This is a genomic window from Phenylobacterium sp., from assembly GCF_019636135.1.
Classification (GTDB): domain Bacteria; phylum Pseudomonadota; class Alphaproteobacteria; order Caulobacterales; family Caulobacteraceae; genus Phenylobacterium.
This window is the reverse complement of record NZ_JAHBYD010000001.1, coordinates 38,736-62,467: the sequence shown is the minus strand read 5'-3', so window position 1 is coordinate 62,467 and position 23,732 is coordinate 38,736. Positions and strand designations below refer to the sequence as shown.

Here is a 23,732-nt window from a genome sequence, read left to right as displayed (position 1 = left end):
AACCGCTCGCCGAGCGCAGCGAAGAGCGAGTGGTGGAGGGGGCGAGCCGACACCTCGGTGCTTGATCCCGCCCCTCCCGCCATCCGCCCTTTGGCCGATGGTCCCCCCTCCCCGCGGCGCGGGCCGGGCAGGTGACCGACGTCTACGGGCCGGAGAAGCGCTCGGCCGTCATGCGGCGGGTGAAAGGGCGCGACACGTCGCCCGAGCTCAAGGTGCGCAAGGCGCTGACGAAGCTCGGCGCGCGCTACCGGCTGCACCGCAAGGACCTGCCCGGCAATCCGGACATCGTGCTGCCGGGCCGCCGGCTGGCGATCTTCGTGCACGGCTGCTTCTGGCACGGCCACGACTGCGCGCGCGGCGCGCGCGTGCCGCAGCAGAACCGGGACTATTGGGTGGCCAAGGTGGAGCGCAACCGGGCGCGGGACGTGCGCAACCTCGCCGCGCTCGAGGCTGCGGGCTGGCGCGCCGAGGTGATCTGGGAGTGCGAGCTCAAGGATGCGGCAGTGCTGGAGGCGCGGCTCGCCGCGTTGCTCGCCGCGCGTTGACGGCCCCGCCCGGCGGTCGCGATGCTGCGGCCATGACACTGGACATCCGACCGCTGGACGCCGCCGCCGTGCCCCGACTCGCCGAGATCCTGGAGAGGACAGTGGCGGCCGGGGGGTCGGTGCACTTCATGGACCCGGTGCCGCCGGGCGGCGCCGAGGCCTACTGGTCGGGCGCGGTCGCCGATCCCGGCCGCCTCGTTCTGGGCGGGTTCGAGGGCGACGTGCTCCAGGGCACGGTGACGCTCTACCTGGACACGCCGCCCAACCAGCCGTTCCGCGGCGAGATCTGGAAGCTGATGGTGCATCCGGACGCCCGCAGCCGCGGGATCGCGCGGGCGCTGATGCTGGAGGCCCAGCGCATCGCCGCCGAGCGCGGCCGCACGCTGCTCAACCTCGACACCGCGACCGAGGGCGGCGCCTCGGAGCTGTACGAGAGCCTGGGCTGGGTCCGCGCCGGCGTGATCCCCGACTATGCCCTGAAGCCCCAGGGCGGCCTGGTCGGCACGGCGATCTACTACCTGCGGCTCTAATCCTCACCCAGAAACGTCATCCCCCGGCTTGTCCGGGGGACCCATTGGGCTGTGAGCCGAGGGGCCACGTGCGGGCGGCGACGCTGCGTTCACCAACCGACTCACAGCCCAATGGGTGGCCCGGACAAGCCGGGCCATGACGTTCAATAGAGTGCGGTGTCAAACCTCCGCCGATTCCGCTTCCTCCACCGTGATCCGCGTCTTCACCGAGGTGGCGATGAAGCATTCTACTACCTGCGGCTCTATCCTCCCCTTGATCGTCATCCCCCGGCTTGTCCGGGGGACCCATTGGGCTGTGAGCCGAGAACCCATGTGCGCGCGGCGACGCTGCGCCCGACAGCCGACTCACAGCCCAATGGGTGGCCCGGACAAGCCGGGCCATGACGTGAGTTTTGGAGGGTGGCGCTAAGTCTCCGCCGGCTCCACGTCCTCGACCGTGATCTGCGTCTTCACCGAGTTGGCGATGAAGCACTCTTCGTGCGCCTCGTGGTGCAGGCGGTCGCGTTCGGCCGGCGTGGGGCGGCGGCCGTCGTAGGCGATCTCGGGATGGAGCGTCACGCGGGTGACCGCCATGCGGCCCTCGGCGGTCTTCTCCATCACGCCCTCGGCGGCGTCGCGGTAGCGCGTGACCACGAAACCGGCCAGACGCGCGCGGTGCAGGAATGTGAGCATGTGGCAGTTGGAGATCGAGGCGACCAGCATCTCCTCCGGATCGACCGCGCCCTTCACGGCCCACTTGCCGACGACGTGGGGCGAGGCGGTGGCGGGGACCACGTGCCCGGCGAAGCTCACCGTGTGGCCGCGGCTGTAGCGGCCGTTCGCGAAGTCCTCGCCGTCCTTCAGGCCCCACTCGATCGTCGCGCGGAAAGTGGCCATCAGAACGCCTCGGCCGGCAGCTTCATCAGGAGCTCCGAGCCCGTCTTCAGCTTCGCAAGGCGGCTCGCCGTCTCGGGCAGCACGCGTTCCAGGTAGTAGCGGCCGACGGTGAGCTTGGTCTCGTAGAACGGATCGGCCGAGCCGGCGGCGATCTTGCCGAGCGCCGACCTGGCCTGGAGCGCCCACATGTAAGCCAGCGCCGTCAGCCCGAAGAGGTGCAGGTAGTCGGTCGATGCGGCGCCGGCGTTGTCGGGGTTGGCGAGCCCGTTCTGCATCAGCCACATGGTGGCCTCCTGCAACTCGCCCTTGGCCTTGGCGAGGCCCTCGGTGAAGGGCTTCATGGCGGGGTCGACCTCGCCGGTCACGAAGGCGTCCAGCTCGGCGAAGAAGCTCATCACGCCGCGCCCGCCGTCGGCCGCGAGCTTGCGGCCCACGAGGTCCAGCGCCTGCACCCCGTTCGTGCCCTCGTAGATCAGGGCGATGCGCACGTCGCGCAGGTACTGGCTGACCGGGAAGTGCTCGGTGAAGCCCGAGCCGCCGTGGACCTGCATGGCGTCGGAGCAGACCTGGAAGCCGCGGTCGGTCAGGAACGCCTTCACCACCGGCGTCATCAGGGCCATGTAGTCGCGGCCCTTCTGCCGCACGGCCTCGTCCGGGTGCGCGTGGCTGAGGTCGCCGTGCAGCGCGGTCCAGGCCATGAAGGCGCGGCCGCCCTCGACGATGGCGCGGGCGTCCATCAGCATGCGGCGCACATCGGGGTGGACGATGATCGGGTCGGCCGGTCCGTCGGGGTTCTTGGGCCCGGTGAGCGAGCGGCCCTGCAGCCGCTCCTTCGCGAATTCCGCGGCGGCCTGATAGGCGGCCTCGGCCTGGGCGATCCCCTGCAGGCCCACGCCCAGCCGCGCCTCGTTCATCATCACGAACATCAGCTTGAGGCCCTGGTTCTCCTCGCCGATCAGGAAGCCGACCGACTCCTCGTGGCTGATCACGCAGGTGGCGTTGCCGTGGATGCCCATCTTCTCTTCCAGGCCCAGGCACTTGACGCTGTTGCGCTCGCCCGGATCGCCGCCCGCGTCCGGCAGGAACTTCGGCACGATGAAGAGGCTGATGCCGCGCACGCCGGCCGGCGCGCCCTCGATGCGGGCCAGCACCAGGTGGACGATGTTCTCGGTCAGGTCCTGCTCGCCGCCCGAAATCCAGATCTTCTGGCCCGAGATGCGGTAGGTCCCGTCGGCCTGAGCGACGGCCTTGGTGCGCAGCAGGCCCAGGTCGGTGCCGCAGTGCGGCTCGGTCAGGTTCATGGTGCCCGCCCACTGGAACGAGCTGAGCTTGGGCAGGTAGAGCGCCTTCTGCTCGGGCGTGCCGCCGACGTGGATCGCCGAATAGCAGCCGTGGGTCAGGCCCGGGTACATGGCGAAGGCCATGTTGGCCGACGAATTCATCTCGGAGACGGCGACGTTGACGACGTGGGGCAGGCCCTGGCCGCCGAACTCGGGATCCGACCCCAGCGCCGGCCAGCCGGCGTCGACGAACTGGCGGTAGGCCTCCTTGAAGCCGGCGGGCGTCCTGACCGTGAAGTCGGGGCTCCACGTGCAGCCCTGCTTGTCGCCCACGCCGTTGAGCGGGGCCAGCACCTCGGCGGTGAACCGGCCCGCCTCCTCCAGGATCGCCTCGACGGTGTCCATCGCCGCGTCGGCGAAGGCCGGCAGGTCGGCGTAGCGCTCCAGTTGCAGCACGTCGCGCAACAGGAAGACGTAGTCCCGCACGGGAGCCTGGTAGGGCATGGGCGCTCCGAAATGTCCGCTCGGCCCCGACCTAAGCTGTTCCACTCGAACCTGTCATCCCCCACCGCCGTCATCCCGGGTCCAGGCTCTCCGCTTCGCGACGGCCGGGATGACGGGTTAAGTGGGGCATGGCTTCAACCGTCCGCCTGTCCGCCGCCGAGACCTCCGCCCTCACCCGGCGCGTGACGCTGATGTCGGTGGGCGTGGCGGCGGTGCTGGTGGCGATCAAGTTCGCGGCGTGGACGGCGTCGGGATCGCTGGCGCTGCTGGCGTCGATGGCGGACTCGGGGCTGGACCTGATCGCCTCGCTCGCGACCGCCTTCGCCGTCCGCTACGCCGCCGCCCCGCCCGACGCCGAGCATCGGTTCGGCCACGGCAAGGCCGAGGCGTTCGCGAGCCTGATGCAGGCCGGCCTGGTCTTCGCCTCGGCCGCGCTGATCCTGCGCGAGGCGGCCGACGCGGCGCTGCATCCGCGGCCGGTCGAGAACGGCGCCTGGGCGGTCGGCGTGATGGCCGTCTCCATCGTGCTGACGGGCCTCCTGATCGCGGCGCAGAGCCGGGTGCTGAGGCAGACCGGCTCGGTGGCGGTGTCGGGCGACCGGGCGCACTACGCCTCCGACCTGGCGTCGAACGCGGTCGCGCTCGTCGGCGTCGCGGCCGCGGCCTGGCTCGGGATCACGGGCCTCGACACGGCCGCCGCGGCGATCGTGGCCGGCCTCCTGCTCTGGAGCGCCGTCGGCGTGTTCCGCGAGGCCTCGAACCAGTTGATGGACCGCGAACTGTCCGACGACGACCGCGCCGAGATCGTGCGCCTCGCCACCGCCGACGGCCGGCTCGCGAACGTGCATCAACTGCGGACCCGCGCCTCGGGGCCCTACGTCCACGTCCAGATGCACGTCGACGTCGATCCCGACCTGACGCTGGAAGCCGCCCATGACGCCGTCACGGCCGCCGAACAGCGGATCCTGGCGGCCTTCCCCGCGGCCGACCTCATCATCCACGCCGACCCGCGCGGGCGGGCCGAAACGCACGGCGGCGGCTTCTGGGACACCCCTGCGGCAAAGTAAACGCGCCCTTAACGGGTGAAGCGTCTGTTGGAGCCTCTCCGATTCGCCTAAGGAAGCGCGCGCCCTCAAGCCGCCATGACCGTCGACCGCACCCTTCACCACTTCCCGCTCGATCCCGCCTCGCGGCAGGTGCGCCTGGCCCTGGGCGAGAAGCGGCTGGCGTTCACGGACCAGCCGACACGCTACTGGGAACGCCCGAAGGAGCTCACGAAGCTCAACCCGTCGGGCATGGTGCCGGTGCTGGTCGAGACGCCGGAGGGCGGACGGCCGCTGGCGCTCTGCGAAACCCGTGCGATCCTGGAGCACCTGGAGGAGGCCTACCCCGAGGTTCCACTGCTGGGCAGCGACCCGGCCGAGCGGGCCGAGGCGCGGCGGCTGCTCACCTGGTTCGACCGCAAGTTCGAGTTCGAGGCCTCCGGCTACCTGCTGCACGAGAAGATCGAGAAGCGGCTGCTGGGCCTGGGCCCGCCCGAGCTCGCCAACCTGCGCCAGGGCAAGGAGGGGCTGAAGAACCACCTCTTCATGCTGGACGACCTGCTGCAGGGCCGCGAGTGGCTGGCCGGCAAGCGGCTGTCGTTCGCCGACTTCGCGGCGGCGGCGCACATGTCGGTCATCGACTATTTCGGCGACATGCCGTGGCGGGAGTTCCCGGCGGTCAAGACCTGGTACATGAAGCTGAAGTCGCGGCCGGCGTTCCGGCCGCTCCTCTCCGACCGCTGGCCGGGCCTGCATCCGGCCGGGCACTATGACGACCTCGACTTCTGACCCGCGCGACGTGATCCGCGCCGAGGCCCGAAGGCTCGGCTTCGACCTCTGCCGCTTCACCGACATCGACGAGGCCTGGGCCGCCGGGCCGCGGCTCATGGAATTCGTCGGCGCCGGCCGCCACGGCGAGATGGGCTGGATGGCCGAGACGGCAGCGCGGCGGAAGCATCCGCGCGCGATGTGGGCCGAGGCGAGGTCGGCGATCGTGCTGGGGGTGAACTACGGGCCGGACCGCGACCCGCTGGAGATCCTCCGGCGCCCGGATCGCGCAGCGATCAGCGTCTACGCCCAGGGCGACGACTACCACGAGGTTATCAAGGGCCGGCTGAAGCAGCTCGGCGGCTGGCTGGCGGCGAAGTTCGGCGGCGAGCTGAAGGTATTCGTCGACACCGCGCCCCTGCTGGAGAAGCCGCTGGCCGAGCGCGCCGGCGCCGGCTGGCAGGGCAAGCACACCAACCTCGTCAGCCGCGAATTCGGCTCCTGGCTCTTCCTGGGCTCGATCCTGACGACGCTGGAGTTGCCGCCGGACGCGCCGGAGCCCACGACCTGCGGAACCTGTCACGCCTGCCTCGACATCTGCCCGACCAAGGCCTTCCCGGCCCCGTTCGAGCTCGATGCGCGGCGCTGCATCTCCTACCTGACCATCGAGCTGAAGGGGCCGATCCCGCGCGAGTTCCGCGAGGCGCTGGGCAACCGCGTCTACGGCTGCGACGACTGCCTGGCGGTCTGTCCGTGGAACAAGTTCGCCCAGGCTGGACGCGAGCAGAAGCTGGCGGCGCGCGAGGCCCTGAAGGCGCCGACGCTGGCCGACCTCGCCCGGCTGGACGACGCGGCCTTCCGCGGCCTCTTCCGCAAGAGCCCGGTCAAGCGCATCGGCCGCGACCGCTTCGTCCGCAACGTGCTCTACGCCATCGGCAACGCGGGCGACGCCACCTTGGCGACCGAGGCCGAGCGGCTGCTGGACGATCCGGCCCCGGTCGTCCGCGGGGCGGCGGTCTGGGCGCTGTCACGCCTGCTCCCGCCGGAATCCTTCGAGATGCTGCGCAACACACATTGTCGGAACGAAGCGGACGTGGACGTCCTTGGGGAATGGTCACCCTAAGGACAGGAGGTCCGTCATGCCCGACGGCTCGATTCTGAAACCCGCCGCGGAGCTGGTCCGCGCGCAGGCCGCCCGCCAGCCGAACGAAAGCCCCGAGTACCGCAAGGCGCGCGACGCCCTGATGGTCGAGGAAATCGAGCTGCGCCGGCAGATCGCCCGCGTCGCCGAGATGCGCCGCGCCCTGCCGCCGGGCGGCGAGGTCAAGGGCGACTACCAGTTCCTGGGCGAGACCAGCAGCGTGCAGGGGTCCAACCCGCAGGGCCTGGAGGGGCTCTTCGGCGATAAGGACACCCTCTTCGTCTACAACTGGATGTACGGCCCGAAGCGCGCGCGGCCCTGCCCGATGTGCACGGCCCTGCTCCAGTGCCTGGACGGCAACACCGATCACCTGCGGCAGCGGATCGCCGTGGCGGTCGTCGGCCTGTCGCCCATCGAGCGGCAGATCGCCTTCAAGGTCGAGCGCGGCTGGAAGCACCTGCAGCTTTACCAGGACGTCAACGGCAAGTTCAGCGAGGACTACGGCGGCATGACGCCGAACGACGTCGACACCGCCGCGCAGAATATCTTCACCCGCCGCGACGGTGTGATCCGCCACTTCTGGGGCGCGGAGGCCGGCTTCAAGACCGCAGATCCGGGCTCGGACCCGACGACGGCGCCCGACCTCATGACGCTCTGGAACGTGCTGGACCTGACGCCCGAGGGCCGCGGGACCGACTGGTACCCGAAGCTCAGCTATTGATCCTCCTGAACGTCATCCCGCGACTTGTTCGCGGGACCCATGCACGCTGCCGGTACAGGGCGGTCGCGGACGCGACACAGCAGATCAAGTGAAGCGTGGGTGTTCATGGGTCCCGCGGACAAGCCGCGGGATGACGATCGAGGAGTGGTCAGAACGCCACCGGCCCGAGGTCCTTCAGGCGCGGGAGCACCTTGTCCTTCTCGGAGAGCAGAGGCTCGCCGTCGAGCGGCCAGGGGATGGCGAGGTCGGGGTCGTTCCAGGCGATCCCGCCCTCGGACTGCGGCGCATACGGGCCGTCGACCTTGTAGAAGATCTCGCAGTCGTCGGTGATGGTGCAGTAGGCGTGGGCGAAGCCGCGGGGAACCCAGAGCTGCTCGCCGCCCTCGGCGGTGAGTTCGGCCGAGACCCATTTCCCGAACGTCGGCGAGCCGGCGCGCACATCCACCGCCACGTCGAAGATCGCGCCGCGGAGCGCCCGGATCAGCTTGCCCTGGGCGTTCGGCGCCAACTGGAAGTGCAGCCCCCGCAGCGTGCCCCTGGCGGCGCTGAAGGCCTGGTTGTCCTGCACGAAGGCGGTGTCGGCCACCGTGCCGGCGAGCGCCCGCGTGCTCCAGGTCTCGGCGAACCAGCCGCGCGCATCGCCATGGCGCCTGGGCGTGATAAGCAGCACATCGGGAATGGCGAGCGGCGTGATCGTCGTCATGGGCATCCAACTTCGGAGCAGGTGACCGCTCGCATGGCGCACGGACCGGGCGATGACAAGGGCGCACAACCGGCGGCGACGGTCTGCGTCATCGCCTACAACTCGGGCCCGACCCTGCGCGCCTGCCTGGAGCACCTGGGCGCCCAGACCTTCCGCGACTTCGAGGCGCTGGTCATCGACAACGCCTCGCCCGATCCCGGCGACGCGGAGATCGCCGCCGGATTTCCCTGGGCGCGGCTGATCCGGAACAGCGACAACCTGGGCTTCACCGGCGCCGGCAACCAGGGCGCCCGCGAGGGCCGCGGCCGCTGGTACGTGCTCCTCAACCCCGACGCCTACGCCGAGCCCGACTGGCTGGCGCAACTGATGGCCGCGACGGAGCGGCATCCGCAGGTGCGCTCGTTCACCTCGCGCCAGGTGGTGGCGGAGGACCCGGGCCTGCTGGACGGCCTCGGCGACGTGATGAGCATCACCGGCATCCCCTACCGCGGCGGCTACCTCAGCCCCGACCGCGGCCAGGCGCGCGAGGGCGAGGTGTTCAGCCCCTGCGGCGCGGCGCTGATGATCGACCGCGAGCTGTTCCTGCGGCTGGGCGGCTTCGACGAGGCCTTCTTCTGCTACGGCGAGGACGTCGACCTGGGCTATCGGCTGCAGCTCGCCGACGAGCCCACGCTGCTGGTCCCGGACGCCACCATCCGCCACGTGGGCTCGGCCTCCAGCGGCGGGCGCAAGTCGGAGTTCGCCGTCTTCCACGGCACGCGCAACCGCTTCTGGGTGCTGTTCAAGAACACGCCCGCGATCCTGCTGCCGCTGGTCGTGCCGCTCCACCTCGTGGCGCTGATCTTCATCTACCTGCGCCGCGAGAACCGCCCGCACATCGGGCTGATCTGGACGGCGGTTAAGGCCGCCTTCGCCGGCGCGCCCGCCATGTTCCGCGCACGGCGCGGCGTGCAGCGGATGCGGCGCGCGTCGTTCGCGCGGATCGCCAGGGCGATGACCTGGAACCCGCGCGACCTCTCCGGGCGGCGGCCGGTGATCAAGCCGCTGCGCCAACCTCGCCCCTGAGTGTCATCCCGGTTTCGCGAAGCGAAGACCGGGACCCAACCTTCCGGTGCTCTGAGCTGGCCAGCATGGCCCGACCGCTGGGGCTGCCCCTAACCATCGACGCACCCGACGGTTGGGTCCCGGTCTTCGCCTGCGGCGAAACCGGGATGACACGCGTGGGTGGGCGGCGCGCGCTGGGAGCTAGCCCTCGCTGGCCCACTCGATCAGGCGGCGCATGAAGGCGGCGCCGCGTTGCATCTGGCTGACCTCGACGTATTCGTCGGGCTGGTGGGCCTGGTCGATGGAGCCGGGGCCGCAGATCACCGTCGAGAACCCCGCCTGCTGGAACTGGCCCGCCTCGGCGGCGAAGGCGACCACGCGCGGGGGGCCGTTGTCGCCGGCCATGCGGCGGGCGAAGGCCTCGGCCGCGCCGTCGCGCTCGGGCATGAAGGGCGGCACGTCGGTCTTCAGTTCGACCGCGACGCCGGCTTCCGGCGCGCGGGCCTTCAGCGCGGCGTCCATCGCCTGCGCCTCGGCGATGAAGCCCGCCACGATCTCCTGCGGCGTCTTCGGGCCCGGCGAGCGGACGTCGAAGACGAACCTGCACTCGCGGGCGATGATGTTGTGGGCGGTCCCGCCGTGGACCATGCCGATGGTGAGCGTCGGCCACCTGGGCGTGAAGGGGCTCGCCGGATCGGCTTCGGCCTCCAGTCGCTTCGCCAGCGCGTTCAGCGAGCCCATCAGCTTCACCGCCTCCATCACCGCCGAGACGCCCTGGTGCGGCTGGCTGGAGTGGGCCTCGCGGCCCGTGACGGTGACGTGGAAGGTGGCGATGCCCTTGTGGCCGTTCACCGCCTCCATATTCGTGGGCTCGCCGACCACCACGACCGCGGGCGCCGGCAGCTCGCGGCGGATCACCTCGATCATGTGCGGCGCGCCGAGGCAGCCGATCTCCTCGTCGTAGGAGAAGGCCAGATGCACGGGCTTCCTCGCGGTCTTCGCCAGCTCCGGCGCCGCGGCCAGGGCCAGCGCCAGGAACCCCTTCATGTCGCAGGTCCCGCGCCCGTAGAGGCGGCCGTCCTTCTCGACCAGGCCGAAGGGGTCGGTGCTCCACGGCTGGCCGTCGACCGGCACCACGTCGGTATGGCCGGACAGCACCGCGCCGCCTTCGACGGACGGGCCCAGCGTGGCCATCAGGTTCGACTTCGTCCCGTCGGCGTTCGGCACGCGGCGGTGCGGCGCGCCGAGGCCGTCGAGATAGCCCTCCACCCATTCGATCAGCGGCAGGTTCGAGCCGCGCGAGGTGGTGTCGAAGCTGACCAGCTTGGCGAGCAGGTCCCGCGCCGCCGGATAGAGGTCGGTGGTCATCGCGAAGGCTTAGACCCGCAGGCGCCCCGGTCAAAGCCCAACCGGCGTCACCCTTGCTGGATGCGGCCCGGGCCGGGGAGGACGTCGATGAGCTCGATGCGGAAGATCAAGGGCGCGCCCGGCGGGATCGGGCCCTGCCCCTGCTCGCCGTAGCCGAGGTTCGACGGCACGTAGAGGATCCACTCGTCGCCCGGCCGCATCAGGGGCAGCGCCTCCTGCCAGGCCGGGATCAGGCCGCGCAGCGGCATGGCTGCGGGCTGGCCGCGCTCGTAGGACGAGTCGAAGATCGTCCCGTCCTCGAGCTTGCCCTCGTAGTGGACCTTCACCTCGTCCTGGGCCTGGGGCCTGAGGCCGGTGGCCGGGCCCGAGCGCACGATCTTGTAAGCGAGGCCCGACGTCAGGACCTTCACGCCCGGCTCCTTCGCGATCTTCGCCATGTAGGCCTCGCTCTGGGGCGAGGGCTTGCCGGCGAGGTCGGCCCCGGCCTTGTCCTGGGGCTTGCCCTGGCAGGCGGCGAGCGCGAGCGCGGCGAGGGCGAGGATCACGATGCGTTTCATGGGACGATCCGAACAGGCCTATCCAAGTTACGTCATGGCCCGGCTCGTCCGGGCCACCCACCGGGCTGTGCGCCCGAGGTGATCTGCGGCGTCGCCGCCGCGCTCCATCCGTCCCCCGGAAAAGCCGGGGGTGACGATGCGGTGGAACGATTAGACCACCCGGGGCGGATAGCCGCGCTCGCGCAGGGCGTCCATGACTTCCTGGGTGTGCTGGGCGTCGCGGGTCTCGATCATCACGTCGAACTCGGCGCCCTTGGCCGGCACGTCCAGCGCCAGGCGGTTGTGCGCCACCTCGATGATGTTGGCCCCCATCTGGCCGATGATGGCCGAGACGTTGGCGAGCAGGCCCGGGCGGTCGTCGCCGATGATGCGCAGGCTCACGATCCGGCTCTCGCGCACCAGCTCGCGGGTGAGCACCGAGGCCAGCAGCCGCGTGTCGATGTTGCCGCCGGTGATGACGAGGCCGACCTTCCGCCCGCGGAACCGCTCGGGATAGGCCAGCAGCGCCGCCAGCGAGGTCGCGCCCGCGCCTTCCACCACCGTCTTCTCGACATTGCAGTAGAGGGCGATGCCGCGCTCGAAATAGGGCTCCTCGATCAGCAGCACCTCGTCGATCAGCGGCCGGGCGATGGCATAGGAGAGCGCGCCCACCTCCTTCACCGCGATGCCCTCGGCGATGGTCGAGGCGCCGTTGTTCGCCGCGGTGCGCACGCCGCGCATCTTGGCCGTGAACGACGGGAACATCGCCGGCTCCAGGCCCACGATGCGGATGTCCTTCTTCAGGTGCTTGGCGGCCGTCGCCATGCCCGCGATCAGCCCGCCGCCGCCGATGGGGATCGGCAGGATCTCCAGGTCGGGCACGTCCTCGAGCATCTCGATCGCCACCGTGCCCTGGCCGGCCATGACGTCGGCGTCGTTGAACGGATGGACGAAGGTCAGCTCGCGGTCGTCGCAGACCTTGCGGGCGTGCGCGGCGGCCTCGTCGTAGCTGTCGCCCTCGATCACCACCTCGGCGCCGTGGGCGCGGGTCTGCTGCACCTTCACGAACGGCGTGCCCTTGGGCATCACGATGGTGACCGGGATGCCGAGGCGGGCGGCGTGGTAGGCGAGGCCCTGGCTGTGGTTGCCGGCCGAGGCGGCGATCACGCCGCGGGCGCGCACGTTCTCGCCGAGCTGCAGGAGCTTGTTCAGCGCGCCGCGCTCCTTGTAGGCGGCGGTGAACTGCAGGTTCTCGAACTTCACCCACACCTCGGCCCCGGTGATCTCGCTGAGGGTCTTCGAGTGGCGGCACGGGGTGCGCTCGATATGGCCCCGCAGCCGCTCCTGGGCGGCGAGGATGTCGTCGAAGGCGAGGCTCATGGGATCGGTGCGGCCTGGGGTTCCGGAAGGCCGCGCAACCTAGCGGCGCCGCTTCCCAGGGGCAACCGAGGGCGTCCGACTCCCGCGCAGGCGCTGAATCGTGCATTGGGAGAGCGATGCCCGACCTGAAGCCCGCCCTGTTCCTCGACCGCGACGGCGTGCTGAACGAGGATCGCGGCTACGTCTCGCGCTGGGAGGACTTCCACTGGATCCCCGGCGCGCGCGAGACGGTGGCGGCCTTCAACCGCGCCGGCTGGCTGGTGATCGTGGTGACGAACCAGTCGGGCGTCGGCCGCGGCTACTACACCGAAGACGCGGTGCATGAGCTCCACGCCCGGATGCAGGCCGACCTCGGGACGGCGGGCGCGCGCATCGACGCCTTCTATCACGCGCCGCAGCACCCCGAGGCGCAGGCGCAGGCCTACCGCCACCCCGACCCGCCGCTGCGCAAGCCGAACCCCGGCATGATCCTCCAGGCGCTGCGGGACTGGCCGATCGACCGCGGGGCCTCGATGCTGATCGGCGACAAGCCGTCGGACCTGGAGGCGGCGCTCAGGGCCGGCGTGCGCGGCGTGCTGTTCGAGGGCGGCGACCTCAGGGCGTTTCTGCACGACGCCCGTCTGCTCCCCTCCGGCGGAGCCGACTGAGCGGGCGGATCACCCGATCAGCTTCTCCATGTCGTCCAGGGTGTGCTCGAACTTGGCGAGGAGGGCGCGGAAGGGGGCCGGGGTGGTCATGTCGACGCCGGCGCGCTTCAGGACCTCGACGGGATAGTCCGAGCCGCCGGCCTTGAGGGCGCCGAGGTAGGCGTCGCGTTCCTTCGGCCCGCCCTTCAGGATCAGCTCGGCGAAGGCCGAGGCGGCGGTGACCGAGGTCGCGTACTGGTAGACGTAATAGGTGTAGTCGAAGAAGTGGCCGGGCAGCATCCACTCGGCGCCGTAGACGTCCTCGATCATGACCTTGGGGCCGTGGTAGCGCCTGAGCAGGTCGAGGTAGATGGCGCTGGCGCGCTGGCCCGACAGCGCCTCGCCCTTCTCGGCCACCTCGTGCACGGCGAGCTCGAACTCGGCGAACATGGTCTGGCGGTAGAAGGTGGCGCGCATCATCTCGCAGACGCGGTCGAGGTAGAACAGCTTCTCGTCCCGGGTCCTGGCCTGCCTGACCATGTGGGCGACGAGGAGCTGCTCGTTGACCGTGGAGGCCACCTCGGCGGTGAAGGTGGGGTAGGCGGCGAGCTCGTAGGGCTGGGCCTTCTGGGCCAGCAGGGTGTGCATCGCGTGGCCCCACTCGTGGGCGTAGGTCGAGAGGCCCTCGTAGTTGTCGGTATGGTTCAGCAGCATGTAGGGGTGGACGTCGTAGGCCGCGCCGAAGACGTAGGCGCCGCCGCGCTTGCCCCGCTGCGGATAGACGTGGACCCAGGGCCTGGCGGTCGCCTCGGCGAAGAGGGCGCCGTACTCGGGGCCGAGGGGCTTCAGCGCCTCGATGGCGATGCGGCGGCTGGTCGCCAGGTCGAACTTCGCGTCCAGCCTGGTGACCGGCGGGTAGAGGTCCCACAGGCCCATGTCGGGCAGGCCCAGCAGGCGGCGGCGCAGGTCGAAGTAGCGGTGCAGGATCGGCAGGCCGCGGTTCGCCTCGGCGATGAGGGTGCGGTAGACGCTCTGCGGGATGTTGGGGCCGTCGACGGCGGCGGCCAGCACGGTCGGGTACTTGCGCTGGCGGGCGTTGAAGAGGTCGCCGTCGACCTTGGCGGCCAGCGCCGCGCCCAGGCTGGACTCGAAGGCCTTGTAGGCGCCGAAGCCGGTGTCGAACACCATCTTGCGCTCGGTGCGGTCGGCGGTGGCGCGGGCCTGGGTGAGGCCCTGCTGGTCGAGGCGGACCGGCTTGCCGGCGACGGTGACCGTGGGCCAGGGGATGTCGGCGGCGACGAGCTGGCTCCTGATGGTGCGCGGGCCGGTGAGCGGATTGCCCGCGGCGGCCAGGATGGCCTCGCCCCCGGCGTCCAGGGTGTGGTCGGCCTGGCGGACGGTGTCGATGAGGCCGAAGCGGAACTTCGCCAGGCCCGGGTCGGCGGCGAGGAAGCCGTCGAGCCTGGCGCGGCCGACCTGCAGGATCTCCGGGCTGACCCAGGCGGTGGCCTCGCCGAGCTTCGCGACCAGGGCCTGGGCGAGCTGGCGGCGCTCCTGGTCGACGGCGACCTGCAGGTCCTCGTCGCCCTTCAGGGTGGCGTAGACGAAGAGGCGCGCGCTGCGGCGGTTCAGGTCGCTGATCGCCTGCATGGCGGCCTTCAGGGTGGCGGCGCTCTCGCCCAGCTTGCCCTTGTATTGCGCGAGGCCCGGCAGGGCGGCTTCGACGGCCTTGGCCTCGGCGGTCCAGGCTTCGGGCGTCGGATAGAGCGCGGTCAGGTCCCAGACCGTCGGAAGCGCGGCGTCCCTGGCCTGGGCCCAGGCCCCATTGGGCGCGAGGCCGGGCGCGGCGGCCGCAAAGGCGGCCAGCCACAGCGCCTGGCGGCGGCTGATGTCGGTGGTCATGTGGTGGAACTCCCCAAACTAACGCGCGACGCTAGGGGCGGCCGCGCGGAGCGGCAACTTACGGAAGCGTAACAGTTACCTCGAAGTGGCGAGCGGCGTGAAAGCTCCGCCCAACGGCTGCCACCCCGGCTTCGCCCCCGATTGTCATCCCGGTTTTGGCGGAGCCCAAGACCGGGATGACAATCGGGGTTACTCCGCCGCCTGCTTCTTGCTCATGCGCTCCCAGTGCTCCTGCTGGCGGCGGCGCCAGCGGGCGCGCAAGGAGGCGGGGCGGTCGGGGTAGCGCTCGTCGAGGAAGTCGGCGGCCGAGACGCGGTCGGTGCGGAAGCTGCGGAAGTCCTGGCGCAGCTCGCACCAGCACATCACCAGCCGCGTGGTCTCGTAGTAGCCGATGGCGAAGGGCCAGACGGTGCGGGCCGAGGCGCGCTCGCGCTCGTCGGAGTAGGTGAGGCGGATCTTCAGCCCGCCGCGGATGGCGCGCCGGACGCTGGCCATGTCGATGTTGTCGGCCACGGCCTTCCAGCTCGGCGCGGCGCGGGTGGCGGGCTCGACCACGAGGGGGCGGAGCTGCTCGGGGATGACGGCGCCGATCTTGGCGATCAGGTCCTCGGCGGCGCGGCGGAGCGCCGGGTCGCCGCGGGCGGCCACCATCTGGGCGCCGAGGACGGCGGCCTCCACCTCCTCGGGCGTCAGCATCAGGGGCGGCAGGTCGTAGCCGTCCTCCAGGATGTAGCCGACGCCGGCCTCGCCGCGGATCGGCGCGCGCTGGGCCATCAGGTCGGCGATGTCGCGGTAGACGGTGCGCCTGGAGGTCTCCAGCTCCTCGGCGATGGCGTCGGCGGTGACCGGCCGCGAGCCGCGCCGCAGGATCTGGATGATCTGGAAGAGCCGGTCGGCGCGTCGCACTTTTGTTCCCCTGTCAGGCTGCTGACAGAATGCTGGCAGCAAGGCCCTGTCAGGGTGCGTCTGTCAACGCGGAGAAGGCAGATGATCACGCTCTACGGCTGCGGCGAGGGCTTCGGGCTTCCGGAGATCAGCCCCTACGTCACCAAGACCGAGGTGCAGCTCAAGATGGCCGGGCTGGCCTACGAGAAGCGGGCCGCGAACCCGGCCGAGGGGCCGAAGGGGCAGGTGCCGTTCGTGGACGTCGGTCCCCTCGGGGGCGGCGTGCGGATCGGCGACTCGACCTTCATCCGCGGCTACATCGAGCGCACCCACGGCGTCGACTTCGACGAGGGGCTGTCGCCGGAGCAGCGCGCCACGGCCTGGGCGGTCGAGCGGATGATGGAGAACCACTTCGCGTGGGCGCTGTGCCACGAGCGCTGGCTGGACCCGGTGAACTTCGCCAAGGGCCCGGCGCACTTCTTCGACGGCGCGCCGGCGGCGGTGGTGGACGGCGTGCTGGCCGAGGTGCGCGGCAACGTGCGCGCCGGCGGCATGGGCCGCCACTCCGACCTGGAGATCGTGGCCCTGGGCGTGCGCTCGCTGGCCGCCGTGGCGGCGATCCTGGGCGACAGGCGCTACCTGTTCGGCGACCGGCCGTGCGGGGTGGACGCCACGGTGTTCGCGCTGCTGGCCGGGGCGCTGACCCCCTTCTTCGAGGGCGAGCTGCGCCGCCGCGCCGAGGGCTTCGGCACGCTGGTGGCCTACGTCGACCGCCTGATGGCGCAGTTCTACCCCGAGTTCGAATGGGACCTGGAGCCGGTGCGGCGCCCCGTCGCGGCGTAGGCAGAAATCGCTCTGCAACTGGGCCTCCGCGCAAGCGGAGGCTCTCTTCTTCGAACCACAGAAAACACAGAAAACACGGAAGGGCGATGTGTCCATCCTTCTGTGTTTTCTGTGTTTTCTGTGGTTCCAGGCATGACGGCGCTACGCGCGGCGAGAGGATTCGCTGCGGCGTTAACCTGTCGGTGGGGATCGCGCCCTAGCCTGCAAGCAAGAAGCGGGCCAGGGGGACAGGTCGTTGGCGCTCAGCGCACGTCTTGAGATTCGGCAGGGGCAGGGGCTGGTCATCACGCCCCAGTTGCAGCAGGCGATCAAGCTGCTGCAGATGTCGAATCTCGAGCTCGAGGCCTTCGTCGAGACCGAGCTGGAACGCAATCCGCTCCTGCAGCGCGACGAGCGCGAGCCCGAGGGCGGCGAGGAGCATCGCGACGAGGCGCCGGCCGCCGTCACCGAGGAGCATGCGTCGGACGCCGAGGCCCGCGCCGACCTCGACGCCACCCACGACGAGGCCTCGCCCGGCGAGCGCGCCACGGGCGACGCGCCCGAGGCGGCCGATGCGGGCGGGACGGTCGACTGGTCCAAGGCCGGGTCGGGCGGCAGCTTCGACCGCGACGAGGGCGATTTCGAAGGCGCGCTGACGCGCGAGAAGACGCTCGCCGAGCACCTGACCGAGCAGCTCGCCGCCGCCGGGCTCACGCCCACGCAGAACATCGTCGCCGGCGTGTTGATCGACGCGGTCGACGAGGGCGGCTACCTGCGGCTGGACACGGCCGAGGCCGCCGGGCGCCTGGGCTGCGCCGAGGCTCTGGTCGAGGAGGTGCTGGCGGTCGTCCAGGGCTTCGACCCCGTCGGCGTGGCGGCGCGCGACGTGCGCGAGTGCCTGATGATCCAGCTCAAGGACCGGAACCGCTACGACCCGGCCATCGGCGCCCTGCTCGACAACCTGCCGCTGCTGGCGCGCCGCGACCTGGCGGCCCTGAAGAAGGTCTGCGGCGTCGACGACGAGGACCTGCGCGACATGATCGCCGAGATCCGCGGGCTGACGCCGCGGCCCGGCGCGGCGTTCGCGGGCGGCGAGGCGGCGACGCCGGTGCAGCCCGACGTCTATGTCCGCGAGGGCTCGGGCAGCCTGTGGCACGTGGAGCTGAACTCCGACACCCTGCCGCGGCTGCTGCTGGACCAGCGCTACCACGCCCGCGTCTCGGGCCAGTCGAAGACCGACCAGGAGAAGACCTTCGTCTCGGACTGCCTGGCGCAGGCCAACTGGCTGATGAAGAGCCTGGACCAGCGCGCGCGGACGATCCTGAAGGTCAGCTCCGAGATCGTGCGCCAGCAGGACGCCTTCCTGGCCTTCGGCGTCGAGCACCTGCGGCCGCTGAACCTGAAGACCGTCGCCGACGCCATCGGCATGCACGAGTCCACCGTCAGCCGCGTGACCTCGAACAAGTACATCGCCACGCCGCGCGGCCTGTTCGAGATGAAGTTCTTCTTCACCTCCGCCATCGCCTCGTCCGAGGGCGGCGAGGCCCACTCGGCCGAAAGCGTGCGCCACAAGATCAAGCAGCTCATCGACGGCGAACGCACCGAGGCCGACGTCCACTCCGACGACCGCCTGGTCGAGATCCTGAAGGCCGCCGGCGTCGACATCGCGCGCCGCACCGTCGCCAAGTACCGCGAAGCCATGCGCATCCCCTCGTCCGTGGAACGCCGGCGCATGCTGAAGGAAATGGCGTAGGGCGGCTATGCCCATGGCAGCCATCTGAGGCGTTCGAACTCTCTCCCGCGGCGCCAACGTCCGGATACAAGGAGCCTTGAGGCGTCATCGGCGGCGCATCGGCAAATCATCGGCTCGGGGTCCTGGCGGTTGTCGGCGGGCCTGGGGCATGTCGGTGGCGTCGGTTCCGGGTTGGGGGTGGTCATGAAGGCTGTGGTTGTCGCGCTCGTGGCGGGCGCGTTCGTCGCGGGGTGCGGGGGCAAGCCCGCGGCGCCGGCGGCGGCGATGGACACGGCGAAGGTCGAGGCCGAGGTGCGGGCCGCCATCAAGACGCAGGTCGACGCCTATGCGGCGCGCGATGCGGCGAAGGCGGCGAGCATCCTGGCGCCGGACGTGGTGACGATGTTCCACGGCGAGGCGAACGTCGTGGGCCTCGGGCCGAACACCGAGGTGAGCAAGGGCCAGATGGCCGATCCGGCGATGAAGCTGGAGGTGTCGGACGAGACCGTCGAGGCGGCCGCGTCGGGCGACCTGGCCGTCTACCACGCGACCTACCGCTTCACCTTCACCAACCCGGCCACGAAGCAGCCCGCGACCGAGGCCGGGAACTGGGTGGCGGTGTTCAAGCGCCAGCCCGACGGCGCGATGAAGCTGAGCCGCGACATCATCGCCGACACCCGCGCGCCCTGACGATCGCCCGCCGCTTCGCGCGGGCGCGGTCAGGCGATCAGCTTGCCCACCTCGTCGACCTCGTCGGGCGTCAGCGCCCAGGCGGCCGTCGCGGCGTTGGCGGCGATCTGCTCGGCCGAGGTCGCCCCGGCGATCACCGAGCTCACCACCGGGTGGCCGAGCAGCCAGGCGAAGGCGAGCTCCAGGATCGTGTGGCCGCGCGCTTCGGCCCACTTCGTCAGCGCCTCGACCTTGTCGAAGTTGGCGTCGCTCATGGCCGCCTCGCCGCGCGCGCCCCAGGCCGCCAGGCGCGTGCCCTCGGGCGGCGCCTCGCCGCGCCGGTACTTGCCCGACAGCAGGCCCGAGCCCAGCGGGAAGAACGGCAGGAACCCGACCCCGAAATGCTCGCAGGCCGGCAGCACCTCACGCTCCACGTCGCGCTCCAGCAGCGAATACTGGTTCTGCGCCGAGACGAAGCGCGCGCCGCCCGCCGCGGTCCAGTCGGCGTCGGCGATCTGCCAGCCCGAGTAGTTCGAGTTCCCGAGGTAGCGGACCTTGCCCTGGGTCACGAGGTCGTCCAGCGCCCGCAGCGTCTCGTCCACCGGCGTGTCCGGGTCGGGCTGGTGGTGCTGGTAGAGGTCGATGTAGTCGGTTCCCAGGCGCGTCAGGCTGTCCTCGACGGCCTGCATGATCCACTTGCGCGAGCCGCCCTGCTTCCTGGGGTCGCCGCCCACGCGCATGCCGAATTTGGTGGCCAGCACGACGTCGTGCCGCCGCCTGCCCAGCGCCTGGCCGAGGAACACCTCCGACTGGGTCCCGCCGTAGATGTCGGCGGTGTCGAAGAGGGTGATGCCGGCGTCGATCGCGGCGTCCACCACGACCTGCGTCCGGGCCGCGTCGATCCGCATGCCGAAGTTGTTGCAGCCGAGGCCGACCACGCTGACCTTGAGCCCCGAGTTCCCGAGCCTGCGCACCTTCATTTGCGGCCTCCCGTTCGCATCTTCCGTTGAGGCCTGAACCTAGCCGTTCGCCCTCCGCGAACGCCAGCGCATAGCGCCGGTCTTCAGACTGATTGCCGCCGCGTTCACCTCGTTCGTTGGCGATATTGCAAGGCGGGCATCGTTAACTCCCCGAGAGAACACAAGAAAAGTCGGTCGGGTGACGTCATGCGGCTCGTAACCATCGCAAGCCTGGGGGCCTCCGCGGTCCTCGGCCTGGGCGCCCTCTTCGTCGCGAAGATCGCCCTGCCGAACGCCGCCTCGGCGAAGGGCGCCCAGCCGCGCGTCGAGCAGGCCGGCCAGCCGATCGTCGTGGCGTCGCGGGCCATCAAGTACGGCGAGAAGCTGGAAGCGGGCATGCTGACGGTCATCAAGGTTCCGCAGAACGCCGTGCCCGCCGGCTCCTACGCCACCGTCGACCTGGCCCTTCAGGCCGACCACGGCGCGCCGCCGGTCGTGCTGACCCCCATCGCCCAGCGCGAGGCGCTGCTGCCGGCCAAGCTCTCGGGCCCCGGGGCGCGGCCGACCGTCGCCGCCGAGCTGGAGGAGGGCAAGCGCGCCTATGCCGTGAAGGTGGACGACGCCACCGGGGTGGGCGGCCACGCGCTCCCCGGCGACCGCGTCGACGTGGTGCTGATGCGCGACCTGACGCCCGACGGCCCGACGCGGAACTTCATCTCCTACGTCGTCGTCCAGAACGCCCGGGTGCTCGGCATCGACCTCAACGCGGATCCCACTTCGGACAAGCCGGCCAGCCCGAACACCGCCACCATCGAGGTCTCGGTGGAGGACTCCCAGAAGCTGTCGATCGCGTCCACGCTGGGCACGCTGTCGCTGGCGCTGCGCCGCAACGGCGAGGCCGCCGTGGCCGCCGCCAGGCCCATGCGCACGGCCGACTTCCTGTCGGGCGGCCAGACCGGCGCGGTGCGCACCGTCTACCGCGGCCCGGTCCGCAGCTACGGCATCCTCATCGTGGAAGGCGCGCCGTCGAAACGCGAGCGCGGCGCCTCGTCCCGCAAGGCCTCCGCGTCGCCCGCCCCGAAGCCGGTGCTGCCGCAGGCCAACGCCGCCGACGCCCTGAGCTGAGCCGGACGCCCATCATGCCGAAGTTCCTCCGCACCCTGATCACGGCCGCGATCCTCGTGGCCGCCGCCGCGGCGCCGGCCGCCTCGGCCCAGGCGCAGACGCTGGCCAGCGAGGCGGCGCTGCGGCGCACGGTCTATGTCCCGCGCGACAAGTCGCTGTCGTACCGCCTGTCGCAGCCGGCAGCGAAGATCGTCATCGCCCAGCCCGAGATCGCCAAGGTCACCGCCACCGGCGACTCCAGCTTCTACGTCCAGGGCATGGAGTTCGGCTCGACCAACATGCTGGTCTACGGCCCCGGCGGCCGGCTGATGGAAGTCATCGACATCCGCGTGGGCTATGACGCGGCCAGCCTGCAGCACGACCTGGCCAACGCCTATCCGAACGAGCCCATCCAGGTCCGGAACCTCGGCGAGTCGCTGATGCTGGTGGGCGAGGTCTCGAACTCGGGCGTCCAGGCCCGCGCCGAACAGATCGCCGAGAAGTACGCCCCCGAGGCCGTGATCTCGCGCCTGCAGGTCCGCGACGCCCAGCAGGTGGTGCTGGAGGTGCGCGTGCTGGAGGCGACCCGCTCGGCCCTGCAGGACATCGGCTTCACCAACCAGCTCACCAACAACTCGTTCAACTTCGCCACCGGCTCGGGCGGCCTGATCGGCCAGAGCGCGCCGGCGGGCGTGTTCCAATTGTTCGGCGGCGTCGGGAACATCTCGATCGACAACAGCCTGGTCGCGCTGGAGGAGAAGGGCGTCATCCGCACGCTCGCCCGGCCGAACCTGGTCGCCATCTCCGGCCAGAAGGCCACCTTCCACGCCGGCGGCGAATATCCCTACCCCGTGCCGCAGCGCGACAACGTGCTGAGCCTGGAGTTCCGCAAGTACGGCGTCGAGCTGACGTTCACGCCCTTCGTGCAGGACAACGGCCTGATCCGCCTGGAGGTGGAGCCCAAGGTCAGCCAGCTCGACTTCACCAACTCGCTGCGGATCCTGGGCTTCACGGTCCCCGGCCTGATCATCCGCCAGACCAAGACCACGGTGGAACTGCGCGACAACGAGGCGCTCTCGATCGGCGGCCTGTTCCAGCGCGAGTACGCCAACTCGATGCGCCAGGTGCCGGGCATCGGCAACGTGCCCGTCCTGGGCGCCCTGCTCCGCTCCACCCGCTGGAAGCAGGCCGACACCGAGCTGATCGTCATCGTCACGCCGCGCTACACGACGGCGGCGGACAAGGCGAAGGCGGCCGCCATGCAGGCCCCGCCCGGCAAAGAGCCGAAGGCGCTCGACCTGATCTTCGGCGGCAAGGCCCTGGATCGCCCCCTGACTCCCGAAGAGGGCCGTTGATGGCGCCGCCGAACCTGATCCGCGGCCGGCGAATCCTGTCTCTGGGCGCCGCGGTTTCCGGCGCCGCCGACGGCCCGCTCGCGGGCGCGGTGATCGAACCGGGGACCGTGGGCCAGCTCGAAGGCCTGCCCCCGGGCGCCTGGGACCTGGTGCTGATCGACGCCGACGCGTGGGACGCCGGCCAGCTCGCGCAGGCGGTGAAGTCGCTCTCGGCGCTCAAGGCGCCGCCGCCGGTGCTGGTGGCGGGCGAGAACCTGCCGGCCGGCCTGGTGCGCAACATCCTGCGCCTGCCCGCGTCCGACATCCTGGAGGCGCCCTACGCGCCGGGCCAGCTCGCCGCGGCGGTCGCCAGCCTGATCGCCGAGGCGCAGCCCGCCCCGGCGCCGGGGCCTGGGATCAACTCGCGCTGCTGGGGCGTCACCGGCGCCGTCGGCGGCTCGGGCGCGACCACCATCGCCATCGAGATCGCCCATACGCTGGCCGCCCGCTCGGGCAAGGAGCGCGCGGTCTGCCTGGTCGACCTGAACCTCGCCGACGGCGCGGCGGCCGCCTACCTGGGCTGTTCGCCGACCACCCGCCTCGCCGACTTCGGCCAGGCCGCCGACCGCATCGACGCGGCCATGCTGCACGCCTTCGTCACGCCGGTGTCGAAGGGCCTCGACCTGATGGCCGGCGTGCGCGACGCGGGCGCCTTCGACGCCGTCGGCCGCGACGCGATCCTGCGCATGCTGGAGGTCGCCTGCGAGTGCTACGAGTGGGTCATCCTCGACCTGCCGCGCCACCGCAGGCCGTGGACCCTGGAGGCCCTGGCCGGCTGCGACGAGGTGGTGGTCATCTCCGAACTGACCGTGCCGGCCCTGCTGGCCGCCCGCGCCTACGCCGACGAGATCGAGGACGGCCTGGGCACCGGCCTCAAGCCCCGCATCGTGCTGAACCGCCTGGCCAGCCGCATGTTCGGCCCCGCGCCGTCGATGACCGAGGCGGAGAAGGCGCTGCAGCGCAAGGCCGAGGCCGGCGTCAGCTCCGACTGGGAAGCCGCCGCCGCGTCGGTGAACCTGGGCGGCCCGATCGCCCAGCACCGGCCGAAGTCGAAGATCGTCAAGGACGTGCAGATGCTGGTCGAGCGCCTCTCGGCCCAGCCGCCGCGCCGCGACCAGCCCGCGAAGGCCGCCTAGGACCATGGGCCTGTTTCGCCAGGGCTTCGCAGCCGTCATCCGCAATCCTTCGAAGCTCCCGAAA

23 protein-coding genes are annotated in these 23,732 nt (G+C 71.0%); 14 read left to right on the top strand and 9 right to left on the bottom strand.

The features are described from left to right. Nucleotides 1–131: 131 nt before the first annotated feature. Nucleotides 132–545, top strand: a complete 414-nt coding sequence (locus KF737_RS00330; RefSeq protein WP_296448964.1) for a very short patch repair endonuclease — start codon at nucleotides 132–134, stop codon at nucleotides 543–545. A gap of 32 nt (nucleotides 546–577) precedes the next feature. Beyond that, nucleotides 578–1,075 (top strand): GNAT family N-acetyltransferase, encoded by a 498-nt coding sequence (locus tag KF737_RS00325; protein ID WP_296448960.1) that lies wholly within the window; start codon nucleotides 578–580, stop codon nucleotides 1,073–1,075. 405 nt (nucleotides 1,076–1,480) lie between these two features. On the opposite strand, the gene KF737_RS00320 is transcribed toward KF737_RS00325, so the two are convergent. Both KF737_RS00320 and KF737_RS00315 read right to left on the bottom strand, forming a co-directional pair. Further along, a complete protein-coding gene (locus tag KF737_RS00320; RefSeq protein ID WP_296448957.1) occupies nucleotides 1,481–1,951 on the bottom strand; it encodes an OsmC family protein in 471 nt (156 codons plus the stop codon). Then, nucleotides 1,951–3,735: an acyl-CoA dehydrogenase C-terminal domain-containing protein gene (locus tag KF737_RS00315; protein ID WP_296448954.1), complete on the bottom strand. Its 1,785-nt coding sequence runs from the start codon at nucleotides 3,733–3,735 to the stop codon at nucleotides 1,951–1,953. Before KF737_RS00315 ends, KF737_RS00320 begins: the two co-directional genes overlap by 1 nt. 128 nt (nucleotides 3,736–3,863) lie before the next feature. On the opposite strand from KF737_RS00315, the gene KF737_RS00310 reads away from it, so the two are divergent. The 4 genes from KF737_RS00310 (at nucleotide 3,864) to KF737_RS00295 (ending at nucleotide 7,408) form a co-directional block, all read left to right on the top strand. Then, the gene (locus KF737_RS00310) at nucleotides 3,864–4,802 is read left to right on the top strand and encodes a cation diffusion facilitator family transporter (protein ID WP_296448952.1); all 939 of its coding nucleotides are present in this window, start codon (nucleotides 3,864–3,866) and stop codon (nucleotides 4,800–4,802) included. A 75-nt stretch (nucleotides 4,803–4,877) separates the two neighbouring features. Then, nucleotides 4,878–5,567 carry a glutathione S-transferase family protein gene (locus tag KF737_RS00305; protein ID WP_296448947.1) on the top strand — a complete coding sequence of 230 codons (690 nt, stop codon included), beginning with the start codon at nucleotides 4,878–4,880 and terminating at the stop codon, nucleotides 5,565–5,567. Continuing rightward, nucleotides 5,548–6,669: a tRNA epoxyqueuosine(34) reductase QueG gene (gene queG, locus KF737_RS00300; protein WP_296448944.1), complete on the top strand. Its 1,122-nt coding sequence runs from the start codon at nucleotides 5,548–5,550 to the stop codon at nucleotides 6,667–6,669. Before KF737_RS00305 ends, queG begins: the two co-directional genes overlap by 20 nt. A gap of 16 nt (nucleotides 6,670–6,685) precedes the next feature. Beyond that, complete coding sequence (locus tag KF737_RS00295; protein WP_296448941.1) at nucleotides 6,686–7,408, top strand: DUF899 family protein; 723 nt, start codon at nucleotides 6,686–6,688, stop codon at nucleotides 7,406–7,408. Nucleotides 7,409–7,556: 148 nt separating this feature from the next. Here KF737_RS00295 and rfbC read toward each other — a convergent pair whose 3' ends face one another. Beyond that, nucleotides 7,557–8,111, bottom strand: a complete 555-nt coding sequence (rfbC, locus tag KF737_RS00290; RefSeq protein WP_296448936.1) for a dTDP-4-dehydrorhamnose 3,5-epimerase — start codon at nucleotides 8,109–8,111, stop codon at nucleotides 7,557–7,559. 33 nt (nucleotides 8,112–8,144) lie between these two features. Between rfbC and KF737_RS00285 the strand changes: the two genes are divergently transcribed. Then, complete coding sequence (locus KF737_RS00285; protein ID WP_296448932.1) at nucleotides 8,145–9,176, top strand: glycosyltransferase family 2 protein; 1,032 nt, start codon at nucleotides 8,145–8,147, stop codon at nucleotides 9,174–9,176. 180 nt (nucleotides 9,177–9,356) lie between these two features. Here KF737_RS00285 and argE read toward each other — a convergent pair whose 3' ends face one another. The 3 genes from argE to KF737_RS00270 form a co-directional block, all read right to left on the bottom strand. Continuing rightward, a complete protein-coding gene (gene argE / locus KF737_RS00280; protein ID WP_296448930.1) occupies nucleotides 9,357–10,523 on the bottom strand; it encodes an acetylornithine deacetylase in 1,167 nt (388 codons plus the stop codon). Between the two features lie 47 nt (nucleotides 10,524–10,570). Next, on the bottom strand, nucleotides 10,571–11,080 hold the full coding sequence (locus KF737_RS00275) for an FKBP-type peptidyl-prolyl cis-trans isomerase (RefSeq protein WP_296448927.1): 510 nt from the start codon (nucleotides 11,078–11,080) through the stop codon (nucleotides 10,571–10,573). Between the two features lie 150 nt (nucleotides 11,081–11,230). After that, nucleotides 11,231–12,439: a threonine ammonia-lyase gene (locus tag KF737_RS00270; RefSeq protein WP_296448925.1), complete on the bottom strand. Its 1,209-nt coding sequence runs from the start codon at nucleotides 12,437–12,439 to the stop codon at nucleotides 11,231–11,233. A gap of 116 nt (nucleotides 12,440–12,555) precedes the next feature. Between KF737_RS00270 and KF737_RS00265 the strand changes: the two genes are divergently transcribed. Next, entirely contained in the window at nucleotides 12,556–13,086 is a 531-nt protein-coding gene (locus KF737_RS00265) for an HAD family hydrolase (protein WP_296448922.1), read from the top strand. Between the two features lie 9 nt (nucleotides 13,087–13,095). Here KF737_RS00265 and KF737_RS00260 read toward each other — a convergent pair whose 3' ends face one another. After that, nucleotides 13,096–14,967: a M3 family oligoendopeptidase gene (locus KF737_RS00260; protein WP_296448917.1), complete on the bottom strand. Its 1,872-nt coding sequence runs from the start codon at nucleotides 14,965–14,967 to the stop codon at nucleotides 13,096–13,098. A gap of 189 nt (nucleotides 14,968–15,156) precedes the next feature. Continuing rightward, a complete protein-coding gene (locus KF737_RS00255) occupies nucleotides 15,157–15,873 on the bottom strand; it encodes a YafY family protein (RefSeq protein ID WP_296448915.1) in 717 nt (238 codons plus the stop codon). 81 nt (nucleotides 15,874–15,954) lie between these two features. Here KF737_RS00255 and KF737_RS00250 point away from each other — a divergent pair, with 81 nt between their 5' ends. The 3 genes from KF737_RS00250 to KF737_RS00240 all read left to right on the top strand — a co-directional run bounded on the left by KF737_RS00250 (nucleotide 15,955) and on the right by KF737_RS00240 (nucleotide 19,096). After that, complete coding sequence (locus KF737_RS00250) at nucleotides 15,955–16,695, top strand: glutathione S-transferase family protein (RefSeq protein WP_296448912.1); 741 nt, start codon at nucleotides 15,955–15,957, stop codon at nucleotides 16,693–16,695. Nucleotides 16,696–16,930: 235 nt separating this feature from the next. Continuing rightward, entirely contained in the window at nucleotides 16,931–18,427 is a 1,497-nt protein-coding gene (gene rpoN / locus KF737_RS00245) for an RNA polymerase factor sigma-54 (protein WP_296448909.1), read from the top strand. 183 nt (nucleotides 18,428–18,610) lie between these two features. After that, complete coding sequence (locus tag KF737_RS00240; RefSeq protein WP_296448906.1) at nucleotides 18,611–19,096, top strand: DUF4440 domain-containing protein; 486 nt, start codon at nucleotides 18,611–18,613, stop codon at nucleotides 19,094–19,096. 29 nt (nucleotides 19,097–19,125) lie between these two features. Here KF737_RS00240 and KF737_RS00235 read toward each other — a convergent pair whose 3' ends face one another. Continuing rightward, nucleotides 19,126–20,055 carry an aldo/keto reductase gene (locus tag KF737_RS00235; protein WP_296448904.1) on the bottom strand — a complete coding sequence of 310 codons (930 nt, stop codon included), beginning with the start codon at nucleotides 20,053–20,055 and terminating at the stop codon, nucleotides 19,126–19,128. A 186-nt stretch (nucleotides 20,056–20,241) separates the two neighbouring features. Between KF737_RS00235 and cpaB the strand changes: the two genes are divergently transcribed. From cpaB to KF737_RS00220, 3 genes are read left to right on the top strand one after another with little or no spacing between them, the layout of a single operon-like run. Beyond that, entirely contained in the window at nucleotides 20,242–21,159 is a 918-nt protein-coding gene (gene cpaB / locus KF737_RS00230; protein WP_296448900.1) for a Flp pilus assembly protein CpaB, read from the top strand. Between the two features lie 14 nt (nucleotides 21,160–21,173). Further along, nucleotides 21,174–22,493 carry a type II and III secretion system protein family protein gene (locus KF737_RS00225; RefSeq protein ID WP_296448897.1) on the top strand — a complete coding sequence of 440 codons (1,320 nt, stop codon included), beginning with the start codon at nucleotides 21,174–21,176 and terminating at the stop codon, nucleotides 22,491–22,493. Continuing rightward, a complete protein-coding gene (locus KF737_RS00220; protein WP_296448895.1) occupies nucleotides 22,493–23,668 on the top strand; it encodes a cellulose synthase operon protein YhjQ/BcsQ in 1,176 nt (391 codons plus the stop codon). The genes KF737_RS00225 and KF737_RS00220 overlap by 1 nt, the downstream gene beginning before the upstream one ends. The last annotated feature ends 64 nt before the right edge of the window (nucleotides 23,669–23,732 follow it).